This is a genomic window from Desulfonema magnum, assembly GCF_017377395.1.
In the GTDB taxonomy this organism is placed as follows: domain Bacteria; phylum Desulfobacterota; class Desulfobacteria; order Desulfobacterales; family 4be13; genus Desulfonema_C; species Desulfonema_C magnum.
In genome coordinates, this window is record NZ_CP061800.1 from 526,530 (window position 1) to 548,388 (window position 21,859).

15 protein-coding genes and 1 pseudogene are annotated in these 21,859 nt (G+C 44.3%); 8 read left to right on the top strand and 8 right to left on the bottom strand.

The features are described from left to right. Window positions 1–1,019: 1,019 nt before the first annotated feature. The 7 genes and pseudogenes from dnm_RS02095 to dnm_RS02125 all read left to right on the top strand — a co-directional run. Window positions 1,020–2,225: pseudogene (locus dnm_RS02095) on the top strand (methyl-accepting chemotaxis protein); the annotation flags it as partial. Window positions 2,226–2,874: 649 nt separating this feature from the next. Further along, window positions 2,875–3,651: a substrate-binding periplasmic protein gene (locus dnm_RS02100; RefSeq protein ID WP_207681069.1), complete on the top strand. Its 777-nt coding sequence runs from the start codon at window positions 2,875–2,877 to the stop codon at window positions 3,649–3,651. A 315-nt stretch (window positions 3,652–3,966) separates the two neighbouring features. Beyond that, window positions 3,967–5,733, top strand: coding sequence for a histidine kinase dimerization/phosphoacceptor domain -containing protein (locus dnm_RS02105; protein WP_207681070.1), 1,767 nt, complete (start codon window positions 3,967–3,969; stop codon window positions 5,731–5,733). A gap of 2 nt (window positions 5,734–5,735) precedes the next feature. Continuing rightward, window positions 5,736–6,122 (top strand): response regulator, encoded by a 387-nt coding sequence (locus dnm_RS02110; RefSeq protein ID WP_207681071.1) that lies wholly within the window; start codon window positions 5,736–5,738, stop codon window positions 6,120–6,122. A gap of 281 nt (window positions 6,123–6,403) precedes the next feature. Further along, entirely contained in the window at window positions 6,404–7,162 is a 759-nt protein-coding gene (locus tag dnm_RS02115; protein WP_207681072.1) for a substrate-binding periplasmic protein, read from the top strand. Continuing rightward, window positions 7,152–7,289 carry a hypothetical protein gene (locus dnm_RS02120; RefSeq protein ID WP_207681073.1) on the top strand — a complete coding sequence of 46 codons (138 nt, stop codon included), beginning with the start codon at window positions 7,152–7,154 and terminating at the stop codon, window positions 7,287–7,289. Before dnm_RS02115 ends, dnm_RS02120 begins: the two co-directional genes overlap by 11 nt. Before the next feature lie 117 nt (window positions 7,290–7,406). After that, complete coding sequence (locus tag dnm_RS02125; RefSeq protein ID WP_207681074.1) at window positions 7,407–8,207, top strand: DUF2284 domain-containing protein; 801 nt, start codon at window positions 7,407–7,409, stop codon at window positions 8,205–8,207. A gap of 319 nt (window positions 8,208–8,526) precedes the next feature. Here the strand turns inward: dnm_RS02125 and dnm_RS02130 are convergent, their stop codons facing one another. The 3 genes from dnm_RS02130 to dnm_RS02140 all read right to left on the bottom strand — a co-directional run bounded on the left by dnm_RS02130 (window position 8,527) and on the right by dnm_RS02140 (window position 11,538). After that, window positions 8,527–9,486, bottom strand: a complete 960-nt coding sequence (locus tag dnm_RS02130; protein WP_207681075.1) for an electron transfer flavoprotein subunit alpha/FixB family protein — start codon at window positions 9,484–9,486, stop codon at window positions 8,527–8,529. 1 nt (window position 9,487) lies between these two features. Then, window positions 9,488–10,279: an electron transfer flavoprotein subunit beta/FixA family protein gene (locus tag dnm_RS02135; RefSeq protein ID WP_207681076.1), complete on the bottom strand. Its 792-nt coding sequence runs from the start codon at window positions 10,277–10,279 to the stop codon at window positions 9,488–9,490. Window positions 10,280–10,755: 476 nt separating this feature from the next. Continuing rightward, window positions 10,756–11,538, bottom strand: coding sequence for a class I SAM-dependent methyltransferase (locus tag dnm_RS02140; protein ID WP_207681077.1), 783 nt, complete (start codon window positions 11,536–11,538; stop codon window positions 10,756–10,758). Window positions 11,539–11,667: 129 nt separating this feature from the next. Between dnm_RS02140 and dnm_RS02145 the strand changes: the two genes are divergently transcribed. Further along, on the top strand, window positions 11,668–11,853 hold the full coding sequence (locus dnm_RS02145) for a hypothetical protein (RefSeq protein ID WP_207681078.1): 186 nt from the start codon (window positions 11,668–11,670) through the stop codon (window positions 11,851–11,853). Between the two features lie 342 nt (window positions 11,854–12,195). On the opposite strand, the gene dnm_RS02150 is transcribed toward dnm_RS02145, so the two are convergent. From dnm_RS02150 to dnm_RS02170, 5 genes are all read right to left on the bottom strand, one after another. Beyond that, on the bottom strand, window positions 12,196–12,717 hold the full coding sequence (locus dnm_RS02150) for a GspH/FimT family pseudopilin (RefSeq protein ID WP_207683566.1): 522 nt from the start codon (window positions 12,715–12,717) through the stop codon (window positions 12,196–12,198). 300 nt (window positions 12,718–13,017) lie between these two features. Then, window positions 13,018–13,455, bottom strand: coding sequence for a type II secretion system major pseudopilin GspG (gspG, locus tag dnm_RS02155; RefSeq protein ID WP_207681079.1), 438 nt, complete (start codon window positions 13,453–13,455; stop codon window positions 13,018–13,020). 833 nt (window positions 13,456–14,288) lie between these two features. Next, window positions 14,289–17,249, bottom strand: coding sequence for a DUF4114 domain-containing protein (locus dnm_RS02160; protein ID WP_207681080.1), 2,961 nt, complete (start codon window positions 17,247–17,249; stop codon window positions 14,289–14,291). Between the two features lie 744 nt (window positions 17,250–17,993). Then, entirely contained in the window at window positions 17,994–20,564 is a 2,571-nt protein-coding gene (locus dnm_RS02165; protein ID WP_207681081.1) for an InlB B-repeat-containing protein, read from the bottom strand. Between the two features lie 826 nt (window positions 20,565–21,390). Next, the gene (locus dnm_RS02170; RefSeq protein ID WP_207681082.1) at window positions 21,391–21,594 is read right to left on the bottom strand and encodes an antitoxin AF2212-like protein; all 204 of its coding nucleotides are present in this window, start codon (window positions 21,592–21,594) and stop codon (window positions 21,391–21,393) included. Window positions 21,595–21,859 lie beyond the last annotated feature (265 nt).

Consider the following 21,859-nt stretch of genomic DNA (forward strand, 5'->3'; position numbering starts at 1 on the left):
AAAAATTTTATTTTAGCAATTGCGAAAAAGCATTTTTCGCACTCCGGAAAGATCACCGGTCGGATCCGGAGTGCAAAAATTTTATTTTAGCAATTGCGAAAAAGCATTTTTCACACTCCGGAAAGATCACCGGTCGGATCCGGAGTGCAAAAATTTTATTTTAGCAATTGCGAAAAAGCATTTTTCGCACTCCGGAAAGATCACCGGTCGGATCCGGAGTGCAAAAATTTTATTTTAGCAATTGCGAAAAAGCATTTTTCGCACTCCGGAAAGATCACCGGTCGGATCCGGAGTGCAAAAATTTTATTTTAGCAATTGCGAAAAAGCATTTTTCGCACTCCGGAAAGATCACCGGTCGGATCCGGAGTGCAAAAATTTTATTTTAGCAATTGCGAAAAAGCATTTTTCGCACTCCGGAAAGATCACCGGTCGGATCCGGAGTGCAAAAATTTTATTTTAGCAATTGCGAAAAAGCATTTTTCGCACTCCGGATAGACCTCCGGGCAAATCCGGAGTGCAAAAATTTTATTTTAGCAATTGCGAAAAAGCATTTTTCGCACTCCGGAAAGATCACCGGTCGGATCCGGAGTGCAAAAATTTTATTTTAGCAATTGCGAAAAAGCATTTTTCGCACTCCGGAAAGATCACCGGTCGGATCCGGAGTGCAAAAATTTTATTTTTGCAATTGCGAAAAAGTATTTTTCGCACTCCGGATAGACCTCCGGGCAAATCCGGAGTGCAAAAATTTTATTTTAGCAATTGCGAAAAAGTATTTTTCGCACTCCGGAGATGACCCTGAAATTAACCAGTGCAATGACAAAAGAAAACAAAAAACATATTCAATCCTATTCTTTATAATTTATAATAAAATACAGATAGTTAAATCTAAAATTTGGAGACACATTATGATATATATATCGAATCTTCAGAATAAATTGTTGTCGTTCATTATTATTATTCTGGCACTTGCTTTTTGCTGTGCTGTTTTTCTAATCTACCGGACTGCGAAAGAAAACGCTGAGGAAGATTTGCAAGAGCAGGCCGAAAAAGTCAGAAATGTGCTGATGGCGTTTCGCCGGGTTCAGCAAAACGTATTCTTAGATCAGAAAATCCCCCTGACTGAAAAAACAATTCATTTCTTACCGGCTTTTGCTGTGAGAAATTTTTCCAAAGATTATCCTAACTGGGACGCGTCCGGCTTCAGTTTTAACAATGTGTCTGACAACCCGCGTAATCATGACCAGGCCGCAGATGAGGCAGAACTGAAAGCAATTGCATATTTCCGTGAACACCCGGAACAAGAAATACTTTTCAGACCATTTACCGATCCCGAGGGAAAGCAGTTCTATCTTTATGCCCGGCCCATATGGGTCGAAAAATATTGTCTGAAATGTCATGGTAAAAGAGCTGAGGCACCGGCTGCTGTCCGTGATATGTATGACACGGCATGGAATCTCACCGTAGGCGATTTACGCGGCATTCTGAGCATTAAAATACCTGCTGCCGCTGTTAGCGAACGAACCTTTGCTTTTTTCAGAAAAAATCTTGATATTCTCCTTATCGGCTTTCTTGTGGCAGTGTTACTGATACTGATGCTCAGAAAAAAAGTTCTGCTGCCTGTAAGCACTATTGTTGACGATCTGAACAAAAGAACGGATCAGATATTTTTTTACTCCGAACAGGTGGCAGCCGCGAGCCGGTCTCTGGCTGAAGGAAGTTGTGAACAGGCGGCATCCGGACAAGAAACCTCTTCGTCCCTGATAGAAATCTCATCCATGATCAGACAGAACGCGAGTCATGCTGTTCAGACGGACAATCTGATGACGGAAGTGAAAAATGTTATCGGAAATGTCAATAAATCAATGAATAAGCTGACAGACTCCATACAGGAAATCATAAAGGCAAGCAAAGAAACATCCAGGATCATAAAAACAATTGATGAGATAGCGTTTCAGACCAACCTCCTTGCCCTGAACGCCGCTGTTGAGGCAGCCAGAGCTGGTGAGGCAGGCAGCGGATTTGCAGTCGTTGCCGAGGAAGTGAGAAATCTGGCAATGAGATCTGCCGAAGCAGCCAGAAACACATCCGAACTCATTGAGGGAACAGTAAGCAAGATACAGAGCGGGGGAGAAATCGCATCTGAAACATATCAGGCTTTTAATGATGTGACCGAGCATTCCGGAAAAGTGGCAGAACTGATAGCTGAAATTGCCAGTATCTCTGATGAACAGGCCCAGAGAGTCGAACTGGTGAGCAACAATGTCACTGAGACAGACAAAGTGACGCAGCATAATGCGGCCAGCTCGGAGGAGTCCGCTGCCGCGTCTGAAGAACTGAGGAGTCAGGCAAAAAAAATTAAGTTGCTCACAGATGAATTAACAGCTATTGTGGTTGGTATAAAAAAGACAACATAGCGGTAACGCTCCCGGACTGACAGACCCGTTGTCGGATATAAGCAGTATAACCTTTTGAATCAGTTTGATAAATACAGGAGCATATTCGGATTCGGAACGCTGCTTCGGACCGGTCATACACACCCCCTCCCCATTTAGCGCTAATGCTCCTGGACTGACAGACCGGAAGCCCTGAAAAATTCTGCCACCTGGCAGAAAAAATGTCATATTATCCTGTCCCGCGGCCGGAATCAGTCAGGAATGTTATTAATCATTATTTTCAACTGGTTATACCCTTCAAAAATCCGTTATCATCAGAAACAAAGTTTCCACACGAGCGCGTGGAAACGAGATCAACATATGGCAATAAATGATGAAAAAACAAATTCTTTCTCTGTTGGCAAATCAGAATGCTTTTACTCGATGATCAAGTTTTAATGAAAAGCAAACCAAAGATCATGAAAACGAAGGGATGAGAAAGATGAAATCCAAAATTTTCCAAAAACGAATTTTGCCAATTTTTGTTTTACTCTTATGCCTGCCTGTTCAGCCAGTGTTTTGCGAAGAAACAAAAATTCGCGTTGCCCTGGCTCACTGGCCCCCCTGGAAAATTATCAATCAGGGGAAATTTGGCGGAATTGACGTGGAAATTCTGAAAGTAATAGGAACATACCTGAATATCAGTTTTGAATTTTCTGAGTGTCCGTGGCGGCGTTGTTTGGATATGGTGAAAAACGGCGAGGTTGATATGATTACCAGTTTTGGCAAAACACCTGAACGAGAAAAATATGTTTATTACCTGGAACCTCCATATGCCCTTGGCAAAATAGTTTTTTACACAAAAAAAGCCAAGGGGCCGCTTATCCGACAATATGAAGATTTATACAAAGAAAAAATCGGCTCATTAAAAGGTTCTGTATATTTCGAAGCGTTTGACAATGATTCTGAAATAAACAAAACAGAAGTTACCTGGGAACACCAGTTTTTCAGAATGCTTTCTTCCGGGCGGATCAGCGTCATCATCGGATATGAAACTGTTACCGATTATCTGATTATCACAGAAGGGTTTCAGGGACAATTTGAAAAAGCTCCTCTCAGCTATCAAAGCACGGGTTCTCATTTTGCCATGTCCAAAAAATCAAAAGCCACAGAGCTGATACCGCAGTTTAACAGAGTGATTGGTCAAATGGCAAAGACACACGAGTTTGATGATATCATAAATTCTTTTTTAAACAGCATGGAACAACCCGGAGAGTAATCTTATTCGTGTTCATGTATTGTCAGCGGCTCGAATGCTCCCCAAACTGCCCGAAACATTTTCAGCGAATTTGTTGATCCCCCGGGATATGTTTGATGCTAAGTACCCAACCATAAGTTTTCGATATATTCCCGGGGAAGAAACCCGGCTTTTTTACCGGAAGGATCCGCGGCCCGTGACGGAAAAAGCCGGGTTTCTCCGCTGTTCGCAAAAAAAAAGATATATAAAAAACTTTTGATCGGGTACTTATTTTTGATCTGCTGTGATTAGAAAAAAATAAACGCCCTGTTTATTCTGAATTTTAAAAATTAACTTATGGAATTATTTCGATCAAAAGGTATCCAACGACGTTTTATCATGGGTCTTATATCTGTAATTAGTGTAATTTTGATTATTTTTTATATTAGTTACATATCAATTAATGCCAAATCCATTGAAGACGATTTGCAGGAGCAGTTACTCAGAGCTTCTGCTTTGGCCAAAGAGAGCCTGCCAAGTGCGCTTTGGCAGTATCATTATGAATATACGAATGATTTTATAAATTCTCTGTTTTTATTTAAGGATATTGTTTTCGTAAGCATTATGTCCGAAGACACGACTATTACTGCTAAAACGCATCCGGATTTTAAGAAAAAGGATTTTTTATATTTTAAAAATTCTTCGGACTTCATCACCGATGAAACCGTTATTCGATATGAAAATAATAATGTTGGCAAAATCCGAATCGCCATGACCCGCGTCCGTATTAATGATATGATTCTCAGTCAGAGCATAAGTGCATTTTCTCTATTGCTTGTGATCTTTGCCGCAATATTTTCTACCGTTCTGAAACTTTCCGGAAAATATATATTCAGTCCTTTATTAAAATTGGAAAATTCTGCAAAACTGATTTCCGATGGGAATTTTGATATACATATTGATACAAGCAGCAAAGATGAAATCGGACAATTGGCAGAAACATTCAGCAGGATGATTCATAACCTGAAATCTGTCACAGCTTCACGCGATGAACTGAATTATGAAATTATGGAGCGAAAAAAGGCAGAAAAAAAGCTTGTCAGAGAAAAAGAAAAAGCACAGCACTACCTTGATATCGCAGGCGTAATCTTCATTGTGATCAATGCGGACCAGACAGTGTCGCTGATTAACAAAAAAGGTTGTGAAGTTTTCGGATATGAGGAATCAGAAATTCTCGGAAAAAACTGGTTTGATCATTTTATACCTGAAAATGACAGAAAGAAAACTGTGGCGGAATTCTTCAGGCTGATCACAGGAGAAGTTGAACATATTGAATATTTTGAAAATTATGTCATGACAAAAAATAATGATAACAGGCTGATTGCATGGCATAATGTGGTATTAAGAGATGAAAAAGGCAAAGTGACTTCGACCTTAAGTTCAGGTGAAGATATAACAGAACAAAGGAAAATCGCTCAGAATCTGAGAAGCTCTTTAAAAGAAAAAGAAATACTTCTGCGAGAACTGTACCACAGAACCAAAAATAATATGCAGATTATCTGTTCAATGCTTGCAATGCAGGCAATCAGCATCAAAGACGAAAATTTTAAAAAAATTTTATCAGAGACTGAGAACAGAATCAAATCCATGGCACTGGTTCACCAGAAACTTTATCAGGCCAAAGACCTTTCAAAAATTAATTTGAAAGATTATGTTGCCGATCTTGTATTCTTATTATTTAAAAGTTACGGTGTGTCAGAGAAGAAAGTCTCTGTTTTCACTGATATTGAAGATGTTATTGTCTTAATTGACACAGCGATCCCATGCGGGCTGATTCTTAATGAACTGATTACAAATTCAATAAAATACGCATTTCAGGACAGGGAAGGAGAGATAAGACTTCATATTTGTAAAACAGAGACGAATGAGATAAATATGATATTTTCTGACAACGGTGTCGGATTTCCGGATAATTATGATTTGGAAAAAGCAAATACCCTGGGAATTCGGTCAATATATATGATAACTGAGCATCAGCTCGGGGGAAAAGTGGATTTGAAAACAGACAACGGTGTGAGTTATCATATAAAATTTAAAGACATTTTGTATGATCAGAGGGTATGAAAATGAAAAAAAAAATAAAAATTTTAATTGCTGAGGATGAGGCCATCATCGCAATGCGTATGGAAATGGAATTGAAGTCTCTGGGATATGATGTATGCAAGCCAGTTTCCACCGGAAAAAAAGTCATTAAAAGCGCAGAAAACGATAAGCCTGATATCGTTCTGATGGACTTGCATCTGGTCGGCAAAATGCCGGGAATCGAAGCCGCCCGCACCATATGGAATAATTATAAAATTCCCATGATATTCATGACAGGCTACCAGGACGAAGAACTGATGCAGAAGGCAATGGAACTGAACCCGGTTGCGTATTTGATAAAACCAGTAGAAATCTGTGAAATAGAAGCTGCTATTGATTTAGCAAAGGAAAAATTGAGAATTGAGAATTGAACAGAACCTGATCCGGAGTGCGAAAATTATTTTTCGCAACACCGGAGTGCGAAAATTATTTTTCGCAAAGATCTCAAAAAATAATTTTCGGAGTCCGGATGTTATCATCCATCTTGTTTCCACACTCCGAAGAGTGCCATCCGTGATACTCGGTAATCAAGTTTTTTTTCTGTCATTCCTGCTTTCGCAGGAATGACAGGCAGTCGGCCGGACCGGATACTGCGCAAGTCGGAGGAGAATGAACGAGTGTATCCGATTTCTGGCAACACTGAGCAAATCTTATGAATCCGAAATATAATTTTTTTATCATAATGTGTTTCCAGATACTGCTTATCATTGTGGCGGAATTATCCCATGCAGACGTGTTGCATTTTGTCAACGAGCATTGGCCGCCATATATCATCTTTAATGAAAAGCATCAGACAGAAGGTATTGATATCGAGATACTCAGGCTTATGGGGGATCGTCTGAAATTGGACTTAAAAATCACCCAATGTGACTGGGTTTACTGCCTCAGAATGATGAAAAACGGGCGGGCAGATATCATATCCTCAGCCCTTAAACGTCCCGAGCGTGAGGCATACCTGCATTACATTGAACCGCCTTATCTTTTGAAATCAACCAAGCTCCTTTATCTTCCAAAGGGACAAGGGCATCGGATCCGCACATATGAAGATATTCAGAACCTGCATATCGGTGTATTGAAAGACAGCGCTTATTTTTTACCTTTTGACACGGATACCCGGATCCGTAAAACAGCGGTCAGGAAAACAGAGCAGCTTTTGTTGATGCTTAAAAACAGTCGGCTGGACGCATTTATAGGAACCGAGATCGTAGCAGATTATCTGATACGTCATGGAAATTACGATGGCCTGTTTGAAAAATCCGTATTCCGGTATGACACGGAAACAGCGTTTCATTTTGCCATCTCAAAAAAATCTTTATTTGCCAGTTATTTGCCACAATTCAATAATGCAATGGCATCCCTTATAAAAGAGGGGCTTATTGAATCAATTATAAAAAAATATAGTGACAATTGATAAAAGAATGGTCTGTTCGCGTTCAGGTAAATCAGGTCAGACTGCTGAAAAGCTCAGAGGTCTTGAAATCCTCGGAGGTCTCATGTCACTTGCCAGAATTTTATACAAACGGGGTGCGACTGCCTGACCACAATGAATCTGACGCCTGAAAGTCCTCCGAGGTTTTGAAAACATCGGGAGGCTCCGGCGGTCCGACCCGTCATAATCATTGAGGTCAGGTATTACTTGGAAAAGGATTTGAAAAATGAGTTTGAGTGATTATCTGAAATGTCCGGGGCCTGATCAGGCAACGGCTGCTGTCCCGGAAACTTATTTATGCCCTGATTGCGGAAAAGAGGTTGAGATTTGGACAGATGAAAAAAAACAAAGGTGTCCGGATTGCCGCGCAGTCATCCGAAACAAGAATTTTCAACTCAGTGATGAAGAAAAAAACAACTCGCTTCTCCGACAAGACAAAGCAGATCGGAATTTAAAAAAACTGGTTCATTTGGCATATCAGCGGGGGGCAAGCGGTGCCCAAATAATCTCTCCGGATGATATCTCTGCTGAGGAAAATCTCGCGAATTTTTGCAGAGAACCCCGTTGTGAAAATTACGGACTGTCGCCAAGCTGTCCCCCTCATGTTTCCGGCCCTCCCGGGTTCCGGGAGCTTCAGAAAAAAATGAGCCATGCCATAGTCATCAGAATTGATGTGCCTTCGGCAGTTCTGTTTTCTGCTGAACGGGGCGAAGTCATGAAACTGCTTCATGAAATCGTTGCCGGTCTCGAACAGGAAGCTGTCAACATGGGATATTCCGCTTCAAAATCCTTTGCAGGCGGCTCCTGCAAAAAAATTTTCTGCCATGATCATGCGGTTTGCGGTCTGCTGTCGGATCGCGGCCAATGTCGGAATCCTCAGCACGCCCGACCTTCCATGTCCGGCTTCGGAATCAATGTGTCTGAGCTGATGCAGACGGCGGGATGGCCCGGGGATATTAACATCCGTAACACGGATTCGGATACAGCATCAATGACATGGATAGCCGGGCTGGTGATGATCGGCTGATATATAAACTTTCGCTACAAGGATTTTATATAAGAAACATTCATGAAAAGAAGCCGGGTTTTTCACCCCCGGCGGAGATGAAAAAAAACCTGCTTAAAAAACCCGGCTTCTCAGTTATATTTTCATGGTAAAAAGGATTTATAAGAAAAAGGATTAAATCCTTCTTCTTATCATCCTCTTCTTATACAAAATCCCTGTGGCGAAAAAAGGAAGAAAAAAAATAGCCGGCTATCTCTGTTATTCACAGACAGCCGGCTATGGTATCCCTATTGATCATTGAATCATGAAGAGAAGTCTGTCAACACTTCAGTCTTCAATTTTACTTCGCTTCACCGACTTTCTCTGAAAGTTCAGGAACGAATTCAAGGATATCAGCAACAACACCCACATCTGCAACCTGGAAAATCGGGGCTTTGGGATTCTTGTTGACGGCAACCATAAAAGGTGCGCCTTTGATGCCGCCCATATGCTGGAACGATCCGCTAATACCCAGAGCCATATAAACTTTGGGTTTCACAGTCTGACCTGAGGTTCCCACCTGGCGGGATTTTTCCAGCCATTTGGCATCCACAATGGGCCTTGAGCATGACACATCACCGCCCATGGCCTCTGCCAGTTCACTGATGATTTCCAGATTGTCCTCATCCTCAATTCCCCGTCCCACGGAGATAAGGATTTCAGATTTGGTGATATCCACGTCACCGGCTTCAGCTTCGACGATTTCGAGAAAACGGCGGGTTGTTTCGCCAAGATCGCCCGCGTCGCCAGTTTTGTCAGTCACCTGTCCGCCTGCGCTCTTGCTTTCATCGGGCTGGAAAGCCCCGGGACGAACATTGATCACCGCGCCGTTTGAAATATCGCAAAGCACATGGGTGCTGACCATTCCGCTGTACTCCTGGCGAACCACTTTCAGCTTTCCATCTTCAATTCCCTCAAAGTCAACCGCATCTGCAACAAACGCTGAATCAAGTTTTACGGAAAGTCCCGGAGCGAGATCCATTCCAAAGGTGTCATGCGGAACAAGGAGGATGGCATCGGCAGGTAAAATATTGACAAGGGCCTTCCGAATCACCTCGGCATTCGGATAAGCATCCGTGCCGATTTTCCAGACTTCGTTATAAGAAGCGGCAACGTCGTTACACACGGCATCAGGGCCGAAAACAATAGCAGTGACAGACGCGTTCGGATCCAGTTTTTTGGCAGCGGCAACTAATTCAAGGGCTGTGTCATCTGCCGTACCTTCTTTATGAGCAATGTATGCAAAAACCTGCTGGGCCATATTATTTTATACCTCCCTTTTCTTTCAGTCTCTTAATCAGTTCCTCTATAACTTCATCGGTGCTTCCTTCCAGTATTTCCGCGCCTTCGCCCAGTTCGGGCACAAAATAATCCGCACGTTTCACTTTTGCACCGGCTTCTCCCACGGATTCAGGAGCAATCCCCAGGTCGCCTGCGGCATGGACCGGAATTTCCACGGATGCCACTTTTCGGATACCGCGAATTCCCACATAACGCGGCTCATTGATACCGGTCTGAATTGAAAGCACACAGGGAAGCTGAATTTCGTTCATTTCCTGGTTTCCGCCCTCAATTTCACGGCCTACCTTTATTTTTTTATCATCAACAACATCTATTTTGTTTACCAGAGAGGCATAAGGATAATCCAGCATTGCCGCCAGCATACCGCCCACCTGACCTGCCCCGTCATCTGCCTGTGCGCCGGTAAGAATCAGGTCATATTTTCCTTTTTCCACTTCAGCTTTCAGAATAGTTGCAAAGCCTTTTCCGTCAGACCCTTCAAAGGCATCGTCCAAAAGATGAATGCCATTGTCCGCGCCCATGGCCATTTCTCTTCTCAGCACTTCCTCTGATTCGTCATCACCCACGGTCACGACTGTTACGGAGCCGCCGACATTATCACGAATCTGAATGGCTTCTTCCACTGCGTAATTATCCCATTCGTTTACCGAATAGACAAGGTCATCCCGTTCAATGTCGGATCCGCTGTTATTGATCTCAATCTCATTTTCAGAGGTGTCAGGAACCCTCTTCACACATACCAAAATCTCCATATTATTCCTCCAAATAATTGTTTTCTGAAGCCATGTTAAATGGCTGAGGTACTCTCTTTTTATATTTTCAGCTGCCGGCACAAGTTTAAAGAAAAAAACCTTCTGATTTGTCAGTTTGGAAAAGCTTTCACAGACAGAATTTTTCTGATATAAGAATAATGCCCCGCAGTCACAACGAAATAAGAAAGTTTCAGACTTTTCCCTAACACTTAACACCTAACACCTAACACTTTCACAGACAAAGATTTTTCAATATCTGAAACCGTCCGAATTTCGGATGTCCGAATTTTATTATATCGAACAATATATGTCAGCGTACTTATTTGTCAATGTTTTATAACACATCAATAAGACAGGTGATTGTTTTATTTCAAATAAATTTTGTAAGAACGATCTGAATTGTATGAAATCTATAAAATGAAACATATTCATACTTTAAAATCCGTTCCAAACCAACAATAAAGCAGAGGGTGTTTTCAGACGGTCGCTGTCAGGAAGCGGAATTTGTTTTTTAATTCATAACCTCCGGCAGGTGTTTTGAATGAAGCAATGGATTCAGAAACAGATTCCCACACGCTATTTTCGCCTGAGTGCTGAATGGCTTTGATTACCGGGCCTGATGACAGCATTCCTCTCATGGCCGTATCAAAGTCAGGATATGCCCATAAATCATCAGCATCTTCTATTCTGAGAGGGGTCAGATTTGCCTGCGAAACAAATGCCTTCAAAGCAGCTTCTTCGGATAAGGCAAAAGGCCCGGCCGCGCCAGGGGGCGGCGGCGGGAGCAGCGGTCCCAGCGCCATGAGATGATCTGCGGCATCACAGTCCTCAGCCTTGCCCCAGACCATGACCACAACGGATGATTCGTTTTTTGCGACACGTCGTGCTTCATTTAAGGCATTCACGGGGTTTTCCGCGTATTGGAATGAGTTAAGTCCGGTGACCACATCAAAGGAGTTATCCGCGTAGGGCAATGTTTCCATTTCACCCACACGAAAATCCCCCTGGGACAATCGCTGGTTTGCTATGGCGATAAGGGCTTCGGCAGCGTCAATTCCCGTCACATTGGCACCGCGCTCCGCTGCCATAGAACAAAACAGTCCCGAGCCGCAGCCAACATCCAGGATTTTTATTCCCGGTCTGACGTTTATGCTGTCCAGGACAGCTTCATATGCCTGATAAAAAACGCTTTCCTGTATTTCTGCCCAGTCTTCGGCTCTCGCTCCCCACAGTTCACCTTGTATTGTGGCGTTTCCCATTCATTTTCTCCTAATTCTTTATGTGTTAAATCTCAAAGTCAGTAAATCAAAAAGATTCGTAGTTCAACATCCAGACGATTTGTTCTTAGAGCATGTTTGAAAAGTGGGTAATCATAAGTGGCTGTTTTTTTGCCACGAAGACACGAAGACACGAAGGTTCACGAAGTCACTTTGTGTCCCGGTGCCTTTGTGGCTGTTTTTTTTGCCGCGAACACACCGGGAGCCTGTCCGAAAAGCAGTTCCGAACCGCGACCCGGGAAGCCGGAAAGCGGACAGACACCGTTCCTGGCACCTCTTTTAAAAGACATGTCCTGAAAAAATATGACCGTGACACGGAGATATGATCATTGTCTCTTATACTCGATAATCAAGTTTTTTTCTGTCATTCCTGCGAAAGCAGGAATCCACTGTCTCCGGATTCGTAAAATCAGCAGAAAACAGATTCCTGCTTTCGCAGGAATGACAGGCTTTTTGTTCGATCCGGATCAAAAACTTGATTATCGAGTTATAACTGCTCATATTCCTTACTTTTCAAATAGGCTCTTAGGATAACACGCTGATTTCACAGCAACTGCCTGAATACAGAACTACGAACTGCGGTGTGACACCGCGTGAAAACGGAACTACGAATCTGAATGCTCATTTTTGAAAATCGCCTCAGTTTTTCTGTTCCGCATTTAACTGCACAGTTCCTGTGATAAAATCAACCGTGATTTTATACAGTCTTTCCTGTTCATCTGAAATGATCACCCCGCCTCCGCTGCTGCTTCCGACAGGATAAAAATTAATTTGAAAAAGACCTGAAACCACCTCTCCCCCTATCGCAGATTCCAGTTTCACGCCCTCGGGAAGATCATATATTTTTCCAGCTTCCAGTTCCCGGTTCCCAGTTCCCAGTTCCCAGTTCCCAGTTCCCGGGGTTTCCGGTTTCCAGTTTCCAATAACGATTCTGTTTTTATCGAAGTCAAAGACAGCAATATGCGGCATTTTCCGGGATACTGCCTGACTTCTGGCATATCTTAAAGACGCTGCAATTTTCTTGGCAGCAGTCTTTGAATTCATCCGGCTTAAAGCCCCCCCCAATCTAGGAGCGACGAGTGCGGACATCAGGCTGATGATTACCAGCACAACCAGAAGTTCAAGAAATGTGAAGCCTTGTTTTTTAAAGAAATATCTCATATTAAAGTGTTAGGTGTTAAGTGTTAAGTGTTAGGTGTTAGGTGTTAGGTGTTAGGGAAAACGCTGAAACTTTCATATTTCGTTGTAACCGCAGAATCATTATTGCTATATACTATATAGAAGATAAAGTTCTGGTAAGTACCTGACCATAAGTTTTCGATATTCGCACGGGAAAGAAACCCGGCTTTTTTCCCGGAATGAGCCACCGTCCGTGAAGGAAAAAGCCGGGTTTCTCCGCGGTTCGCAGAAAAAAATACGTATAAAAAACTTTTGCTCAGGTACTTATCTACAGAGACTGATTTAATCTTGTCCGATATTCTTCCAACTGACAATGTCCAAGTCATCACCTTCGCCTCCGGGATTTCCGTCAGCCCCCAGAGACAGGATATCATAATCCCCATGCTCACCGGGACATCTGTAAATATAGGCATTTCCCCAAGGGTCGGGCGGCACATCTTTGGGCAAATAAGGACCATCCCATTTTTCCAAGCCATCAGGCTTAACCCTCAGCGCCTGCAATCCCTGCTCTGTTGTAGGATATTTTCCAATTTCAAGTCTGTAAGTGTCAACAGATGCTTCCAAAAGCGATATCTGTGCTTTGGCAGCTTTTTGTCTGGACTTTCCCTCATGCTTAAAAAATTTGGGACCGACCAGCGCCGCCAGAAGTCCCAGAATGACCATGACAATTAAGAGTTCTATCAGTGTGAACCCGCTTTGTTTTCCTGTTTCCTTCTGCATTCAAAGCTCCTTGTGAAAATTAACATTTTTCTATCATTTTAAAATATTTCGATATTTTTTGTAACCTATTGTTTTTAGGTGTCCTCTCCGGCCGGAAAAAGCCAGGTTTCTTGCTGTCCGTCCGCTTTGCCCCGCGCACGGTCCCGAAACTTTCAGATCTGCTGAGATTGAAAAAAATCCGTGCAATCCTCTTAATCCGTGTGAATCCGTGGTTCAGACGCTCTGAGTTTGTTCCTGCGTGGGAAATTATAAAATTTTAATGTCTTTATATTAAAATTTTAACATTGTAAAGGGAGAAGGCTGTTTTTTTGGCAATGTTCCAAATAATCTACATGGATTAGTGATAAGCAAGGATTAATGACAAATATTCCAAACAATCAGCCATGACTGACACTAAAACCTCCGGGCATTCGTCATCCGATGGATTAATGGGCAAAATCCTTGCTTATCACTCATCCATGTAGATGATGACTCGTGCACTATTCTGCTCAGAATTTAAGACAGCGAGTCATGGTTCGGGCTTTATGTGTTCTTACTCAGGGATATTGGACAACAGACCGGGACAGCTACATTTTAAGAAAAAAATGAACTGGCCCGGCCTGTGAGAGATAAGTACCTAACCATAAGTTTTCGATATTTGCCCGGGGAAGAAACCCGGCTTTTTTTCCGGAATGATTCGCTGACCCTGAAGGAAAAAGCCGGGTTTCTCCGCGGTTCGCAGAAAAAAAATGTATAAAAAACTTTTGATCGGGTACTTATAAACCGGGGAAGGATAAAAAGTCAAGATTTTCCCGTGGATCAGCACGGGGCTGATCCGCGGGAATATCAGAATTTTATGGGAGGGACTTCCCGGCTGACACAGCCATAATATCAAGAATAGTGATGCGGCCATCTCCGTCCTGGTCAAAGAAAGGATCATATTCCGGATCGCCCTCACAGGTATCCCAAAGCGAGGCAACCTTAGTGATGTCAGCATCATCAATCTTTCCGTCGCCGTTAAAATCATGGATCAAAAGCGTGCCATCCTGGGCAACAGGAATTTCAGCATCTCCGAATTCTATGTTCAGATCTCCGGCTTGTGAGGACACCGACAGATCAGACTTCAGTACCTCACGGGCATGAATATCAATCTCCTTTACCTCTGAGGGAATTTCACTGTTTCCCTGACCCAGTTTCAGTGTGAGTCTGCCTGTCTCAGCCTCTGAGGAGCGTATAACCACACGGTAATCATCAGAACCCGTTCCCCGTGCTGGCAATGTCACGGTCTGATATCCTTCATCAAATTGAATCAGAGAACCTGGCATGTCTGTTCCGTCTTTGCCAGCCGCTCTGTTCAGAGAATCAAACACTGTCACATCCGCAGACCCCTCAAGGCTTACGGATATCTGCTTATACTCGGAGGAAGGCAGTGTTTCAATGTGTTCGATGATGAGTCTGCCCAGTTCATCCGAAGTTCTCCAGTCTCGCCAACGGTCTCTTTTGCCGCGTTTTTTACTTCCGGCTTTGTACTCGCTTATGAGCGAATCCATTGACGGAACTTCTGAAATGCCGCCGCTGATTTGCAAAATCAGGTCATTATAGTCCAGATCGCTCTCTGTAAATTCCAGGTCCTCAATCACAAAGGCAAGCCCCATATCATTGATATCCGCGACCTGGCCCACATGCATGCCGTAGTCCGCATTGGGTGAGGTGAAGGAGAACAGGGGACGTATGCATCTGTCAGTTGTTTCCGGATTCAGAGAAAGCGTTTTCAGTGAAGCGTTCGGAACCAGAATCAGCGCAAATTTGTCTCCGGGCCTCATGTCAAAGGTTTTCACTCCCATATAAGTTCCGCTGTTCCAGTTTCTCGCTTCTCCGAGTGAGCCGTCAAAGCGTGCGGCCTCCGTAGAGTCGGACAATACAACATAGCCGTCCGTGGTTCCTGACAAAGCCCGTGTTACTGCTTCTGTCACAAAGGCTGTCAGATCAGGCACAGACATATCCATTCCTGAAAGGCTGAAGATGCCGAGTTCGCCGTTGTTATACGAACCGCCATCGTAGAGCCAGTCTATGGTGATTTTACCGGTTTTGCCTACAGTGAATATGCCTTTGTTGGAAACGCCGCAGGCGGTTTTGCCGGTATTTCCGCCGACACACTCGCCGCAATCATCAATAAAAGCAGTTCCGCCCCAGATTTCGTTGCAGTCCTGGGCGCACGCAGTTTCGCCAGTGTTGCCGCCCACACATTCACCGCACTCATCCGTAAAAGCAGTTCCGTTCCAGTCTCCGTTGCAGTCCTGGGCACAGGCTGTTTTGCCAGTGGCTCCGCCGACACATTCGCCGCACTCATCAACAGAAGCGGTTCCGCCCCAGTCTCCGTTGCAATCCTGAACACACGCGGTGTTGCCGGTGTTGCCGCCGACACATTCACCGCACTCATCGAGAGAAGCGGTTCCGTCCCACTCTCCGTTACAGTCCTGAGTGCAGGTGCTGGTTTTGCCGGTGTTGCCGCCCACACATTCGCCGCATTCATCAACAAAAGCAGTTCCTTTCCAGTCTCCGTTGCAGTCCTGAACGCAGGTGCTGGTTTTGCCAGTGTTGCCGCCCACACATTCGCCGCAGTCATCAACAGAAGCGCTTCCGCCCCACTCTCCGTTGCAATCCTGAACACAGGCTGTTTTGCCAGTGTTGCCGCCGACACATTCGCCACATTCATCTAAGACAGCAGTTCCGTTCCAGTCTCCGTTGCAATCCTGATATTTAACTTCAATGGTGTCGTTTGCAACCGCCACAACTCCGCCGTCAACTTTGGCAAGCAGATCAAACCTGTATGTCCCTGTTTCTAAGCCACTATAAGTTATATCAAACTCAAATCTGCGTTCCTGTGAGCGGTCAAAATTGCCTGAATGTCTGGCAGGTGAGATACTGACCCCCAGGCCGGAAAATTCCCGGGACAGTTCCAGTGTAACCTCGCTGTAGTCAGCAAAGGCATCTTTGAGCGCATTATTGATGATGGCGACAATGGAACTTGTGTCAGAACCGTCAAATAACTTGCCTCCGGTTCTCGATGTGATCTCAGTTGCCTGACCCGAAAGCGGTCTGAAATCATCACCATGACGAGAATCATAAAACCCTTGATCCAACCCCACATAATCATGGTCACATATATCAACCGCCTCCACAATGATGTCTTTATTATTAAGCGCAGAAATAACATCGTCAAGACCCACCCTGCTCGGATAACCTGGTTCCAAATCTCCGTCATGGCCGACCGCATCGCCGAACCATATGATAATCCGAGTTGAATTCTCACGCCAGCTTGTTGAAGATGCGACTCTGGCAAGTGCGTACAGATTTGCCTCAGGCCAGTCATTACCATATCCCAGCCCAAGTGAATTTATGGCATTCTGTGCAACAGACGAACTGGTTGTAATATCCCTGACCAACTCATAAGCCACGTCCCAGCTTCCCCCATATGGTGATGTAGGAAAATCTTCATAATATCCCACGCCAAAAGCCACATCTCCCAGTTTTGAAGCATTATTGAGAATATCTGTGGCCTTTGCTTTTGTGGAATCAAGGAGTTCTCCCATGCTTCCTGTGGTATCAAAAAGAAAAAAGATATCCACCTTGGCCGAAGTCACTTTCTCTGTAATGGTCACCGTTCTTTTTACTGATGTGTCATCCCCTTTTTTGATCACATCAGAAAAGGTTTCAGGTGTAATCGAATCAGCCAGCACGGACGCGGGAAACATCAAAGCGACACAGATAACCCCTGTCATTGCCAAAAGCAAATATTTGTTCGTTAGCTTCATTTGTTTCAACTCCTTCCTAAAATGTTAAAGTCTGATGTTAGTCAATTTGTTCACCTTGCCTTAAAAATACACGTCTTTGTCACCTCCTTTCTTTATACCAGAGGTTCATCGCCTCTGTTTTTTATCTTTCTCTACAAGGATTTTATATAAGAAGAGGATGATAAGAATAGGATTTCAATCTTTTTTTATGAATCCTTATCCTTATACAAAATCTGTATGGCAATAAGCAAGCATTTTTCTGATTATAAACGGATTTAAGGGAGGGCCGACCCAGCCCCGGAGGGGCGGCATATTTGTAGCACCCATAGGCGGCACACGACCAGGCCCCGCAAAGGCGGCATATTTTGCAACAGGTTTGCAGACCATGCCGCAGAGATGCCGATGCCGGGCTTCCGCATGATGGATGCCGCAAATATGCCGCCCCTACGGGGCTTTGCCGGGCTGCCGCATGATGAATGCTACAAATATGTCGCCCCTATGGGGCTTTAATCGGATCAAAAAATCTGATTATCGAGTATAAAAATCCTTGTTTATCACTAATCCATGTAGATGAACAATCTGAACCACAGATTTCCACAGATATCTCGGATTTCGCAGATTGAAAAAAATCCGTGTCATCCCTTTCATCTGTGTTAATCCGTGGTTCAGACCCACTCATGATAAGCATGGTACAAAAATCCCTGCTTATCTCTCATCCATGTAGATGATATACGGATATCGCTGCTTAAAAATTTATCAGGAGCGTTACTCCGTGAGCGTCTTCAAGATATAAAGAAGCTCCTCCATGCCTAAGTTTTCATCTCCGTTCACATCCGAACATGCCACAGGAAGCTTTTCCTCGTCAATGTCCGCACCGGAAAGCAGCTTCAGGATCAGGACAGCATCTTTGATATCAATTTTTTTATTTCCGTCAATATCTCCCATGGCAACCGCACATTCAAAAGAGACTGCTTCGATGGTATGATCTTGAGTCACGTTTTTGAATTCATAGGTTCCGATTCCTGATGCCTCATCAATGTCAACGTAATCCATGATTGAATCACCATCTGCTCTGATATCTCCGATTTGATAGAAATCATCGGGTGTTATGGTAAATAGGCGATCCTCTCCATGTTCTGCTTTCACTTCACCGGAGGGTTCAATTGTTCCGTTGGCTTCGGCACTGGCGGTAATGGTGTGAGGACCGAAGATAACATAAATGGCATGGGCTTCGGTCACTTTTTTAAACTCATACGTTCCCGCTCCTGATTCCTCGTCGAGTTCGACATATTCCATAACAGAATGGTCGTCAATGCTGACATCTGCGATGTGATAGGAAAGATCAGGTGTCATGGTAAATACATACGATTTTCCATGATCCACTTTTACGTCGCCCTCGGGTTCGATCTTGCCATTGGCTCCGGCACTGGCAGTGATGATGTGAGAGCCGAAGATAACGTGAATTCTGTGATCAGAAGTCACATTTTCAAAAGTGTGGCTGGTCTTTGCTCCGGGGGCCAGTTTGCCGTCTGTGGTCACTTCAACCACTTCGAATCCCTCTTCGGAGGTGAATTCAATGATCTTATTATCTCCGCATTCCACAGTTATTTCACCTGCGGGGCTGATGCTTCCGCTTCCTTCGGATGTGGCCGTAATGGTATAGACGATCTTTCCAAATTCGACTTCGATGGTATGACCAGTTCTCACATTGAAAAACATATAGGAACTGACCGGGCTGATGGATTCTCCGTCTATTTTGATATTTTTTATTTCATAGCAGTCATCCGGCGTTATTTCGAAGGTCTGATCGTTTCCGCATTCCACGTTTGTCCCATCTGGCGGAGTGACGCTTCCCCCTTCATTTGTGATGACTTTTATGGAATAAGTCATTTTTTCAAAAACAGCTTTTATCTCAGAATGCTTATCCACAGATTCAAAAGTATAAATACCTGACAAATCATCATTTAACTGAACATTCGCCATCACCGAATTCCCATCCGTAGTGACATTCGCAATCTGATAGCAGTCTTCAGGAATTATGGTAAAGGTTTTTTTCGATCCGGCCGTGACTTGCTGAGGCTCGGAGGGATCTATGTTTCCGTGTTCTTCCGCAATGGGAGTTATGGTGTAAACATTGGGCGGATTGACTGCGAAAGTGGCGGTTATGTTATGGTTTTCAGTTATGTTCTCAAATTTGCAAGAAGTCACAGGTCCTTGGGAATCACCGTCTTTAAGTACATCTTCTATGTGATAGCCGGTATCAGGAGTTATGGTAAACGTCTGATCTCCGCAAGGCACGGGGACAGTACCCGAAGGTGAGATGGTTCCGCCCGCTCCTGCACTGGCTGTGATGGTGTAGTCATTCAGCGCAAACGTGGCCGATATGGTATGATTTCCGGTCACATTTTCGAAGGTGTGGGAAGTTATAGCTCCCTTTGAAACCCCGTCAACAATGACATTTTTGATGTGATAACACTGGTCAGGCAATGTGGTGCCAGGTGTTATGCTGAAGGTTTTGCTCGCTCCGCAATTTACTGGCACTGTGCCGGATGGTGAGATGCTTCCGCCTTCGCCCGAAGAGGCTTCGATGCTGAGGGGAGGCTTGGAAGTGAAACTGGCTGTTATGGTGTGGTCTCCGTCAATGCTGTCGAATGTGTAGAAACTCACAGCGCCGACCGTGTCTCCATCCACTTGGACATCTGCTATGTTGTAACAGGCCTCGGGGGTGATATTGAATATCTGGTTTGAGCCAGCTTTTACAATAAGCTCACCCTCGGGACTGATTGTTCCGTGATTTCCGGCGTTGGCTGTGAGCTTAAACGTGGGAGCGATGATTGCTCCTCTCCACTCCGCATCTGAAAAAGCGTTGGCTTCTGTATCCGTAAGATATGACCGGTTGGTGTTAAATTCCAGTACACTTTCAGAGTGGCTCTCCCAGAAGTCAGACTCCATATCTACAGAAAAGTTTACCGTTGCCAGTGTGCCATTTCCGCTCGGCCCCTCTGTATCCGGCTGCCCGTCAGGGGCAGAAGTAAATGTCCCAAAATGAAGTTTGCCCAGACTGTTGTCAGTCTCGGAAGGAAGGAGAGTTGCATTTCTGCCAGTGCTTTCCAAAAAATCTCCCAGCGTGATACTTTCAATCGTAACAACCCCGGCATCATAACCTAAGTCAAATTCAAACGCTCCGAGATCAGAAGCGTCTTCTATGACAACGTCAAAGGTACTTGTCTTGCCCGGATCAATGATATCCGGATCAATTTTTATTGTCAGGGCATATAACTGGCTTGAAATGAACAACATACTGAACAGGATAATGAAAAATGATGTTTTTCTCATGAGTTGCTCCTTTTGTTTTTTTGTGAAGAAAAGCCCCGACATCAATGTCAGGGCTGATAGCAAAAGCAAGCTGAAGCTTGCTAAATTCTGTTCCAGATGGATACCATGGTTTCCAATACGCTACGGCAGTCGGGACGAAGGCTCGCAAACTCTTTAAGTCATTTTTTTGTTATGATGTGCATGGTCAAAGTCTTTTGTACGGATTTTCCAATTTAGTCCCGGAGGGACGATCGAAAATAGCCCGGCAATTCATTGCCGGGGACTTTTGTACGGATTTTCCAATTTAGTCCCGGAGGGACGATCAAAAATAGCCCGGCAATTCATTGCCGGGGACTTTTGTACGGATTTTCCAATTTAGTCCCGGAGGGACGATCAAAAATAGCCCGGCAATTCATTGCCGGGGACGGTTTTCATTAGTTTCCCCAGTCCCGGAGGGACGACCGAGATGCCCGGATTTTTCGGTCGTCCCCATGGGACTCAACAATCTGGGCGGCATTTCACCCCGGCAATGAATTGCCGGGCTATTCTCGGTCGTCCCCATGGGACTCAACAATCTGGGCGGCATTTCACCCCGGCAATGAATTGCCAAGCTATTTTCGCTCGTCCCTACGGGACTTCTCAAATGCACCCTGAAGCGGGATTATTATGCCACGTTTGCCTCCAACTGAGATATTTCATTATCCGGTTCATTCTCAAGCAATTTGTTTCTGGCTTTCCGACAACCGGAGCTGGCACAAGGATGATATCCGCCGCCTTTATCCGGGTGCATACCTGGGAAACGCCCGCTCTGTATGCAATCACTGCGTTTGTGTCAACTGGGATATTATTATTCTCCTTCAATTTCTGTAAACTCCCTGTCTATAGTGTTTTGCATTTTTTCAGCTTCTTCGGGGGTCAGTGTTCCGATCAGTCCGTCCAATCCCTCTTTTTTACGAGGACAGAGAATAATCCATGTTTTTTCGTTTCTGTCCACTCCCTCTATGGGATGCAGCGGTTTAAAAACGCTGTCTTCGTATATGACTTCGATCATTCGGTTCGTGGCAATTTTTCCTTATTCTTATGTTTCATCCGCACGGATTGCGATAAGCAAAGGATTAAAGAGAACCCGCTCAGAAAATCTTTGCTTGTCGCTGATCCGTACAGAGATAATAACCGGATGATAAGCTGATTTCAATCCTTTTCTTATGAGGGATATCCAAAAAATTAATCTACCCAAAATGCAGGGTGGGGTTCTGCCCCTCCAATTCCGGCTCGTCAGCTTTGTGCGCTTATGGCGGGGCAGAACCCCACCCTGC

Bases quoted from the DNA above. Each gene is read 5' to 3' on its own strand.
- dnm_RS02100 (WP_207681069.1), top strand. From the start codon at position 2,875: ATGAAATCCAAAATTTTCCAAAAACGAATTTTGCCAATTTTTGTTTTA.
- dnm_RS02105 (WP_207681070.1), top strand. From the start codon at position 3,967: ATGGAATTATTTCGATCAAAAGGTATCCAACGACGTTTTATCATGGGT.
- dnm_RS02110 (WP_207681071.1), top strand. From the start codon at position 5,736: ATGAAAAAAAAAATAAAAATTTTAATTGCTGAGGATGAGGCCATCATC.
- dnm_RS02115 (WP_207681072.1), top strand. From the start codon at position 6,404: ATGAATCCGAAATATAATTTTTTTATCATAATGTGTTTCCAGATACTG.
- dnm_RS02125 (WP_207681074.1), top strand. From the start codon at position 7,407: ATGAGTTTGAGTGATTATCTGAAATGTCCGGGGCCTGATCAGGCAACG.
- dnm_RS02130 (WP_207681075.1), bottom strand. From the start codon at position 9,486: ATGGCCCAGCAGGTTTTTGCATACATTGCTCATAAAGAAGGTACGGCA.
- dnm_RS02135 (WP_207681076.1), bottom strand. From the start codon at position 10,279: ATGGAGATTTTGGTATGTGTGAAGAGGGTTCCTGACACCTCTGAAAAT.
- dnm_RS02140 (WP_207681077.1), bottom strand. From the start codon at position 11,538: ATGGGAAACGCCACAATACAAGGTGAACTGTGGGGAGCGAGAGCCGAA.
- dnm_RS02150 (WP_207683566.1), bottom strand. From the start codon at position 12,717: ATGAGATATTTCTTTAAAAAACAAGGCTTCACATTTCTTGAACTTCTG.
- gspG (WP_207681079.1), bottom strand. From the start codon at position 13,455: ATGCAGAAGGAAACAGGAAAACAAAGCGGGTTCACACTGATAGAACTC.
- dnm_RS02160 (WP_207681080.1), bottom strand. From the start codon at position 17,249: ATGAAGCTAACGAACAAATATTTGCTTTTGGCAATGACAGGGGTTATC.
- dnm_RS02165 (WP_207681081.1), bottom strand. From the start codon at position 20,564: ATGAGAAAAACATCATTTTTCATTATCCTGTTCAGTATGTTGTTCATT.
- dnm_RS02170 (WP_207681082.1), bottom strand. From the start codon at position 21,594: ATGATCGAAGTCATATACGAAGACAGCGTTTTTAAACCGCTGCATCCC.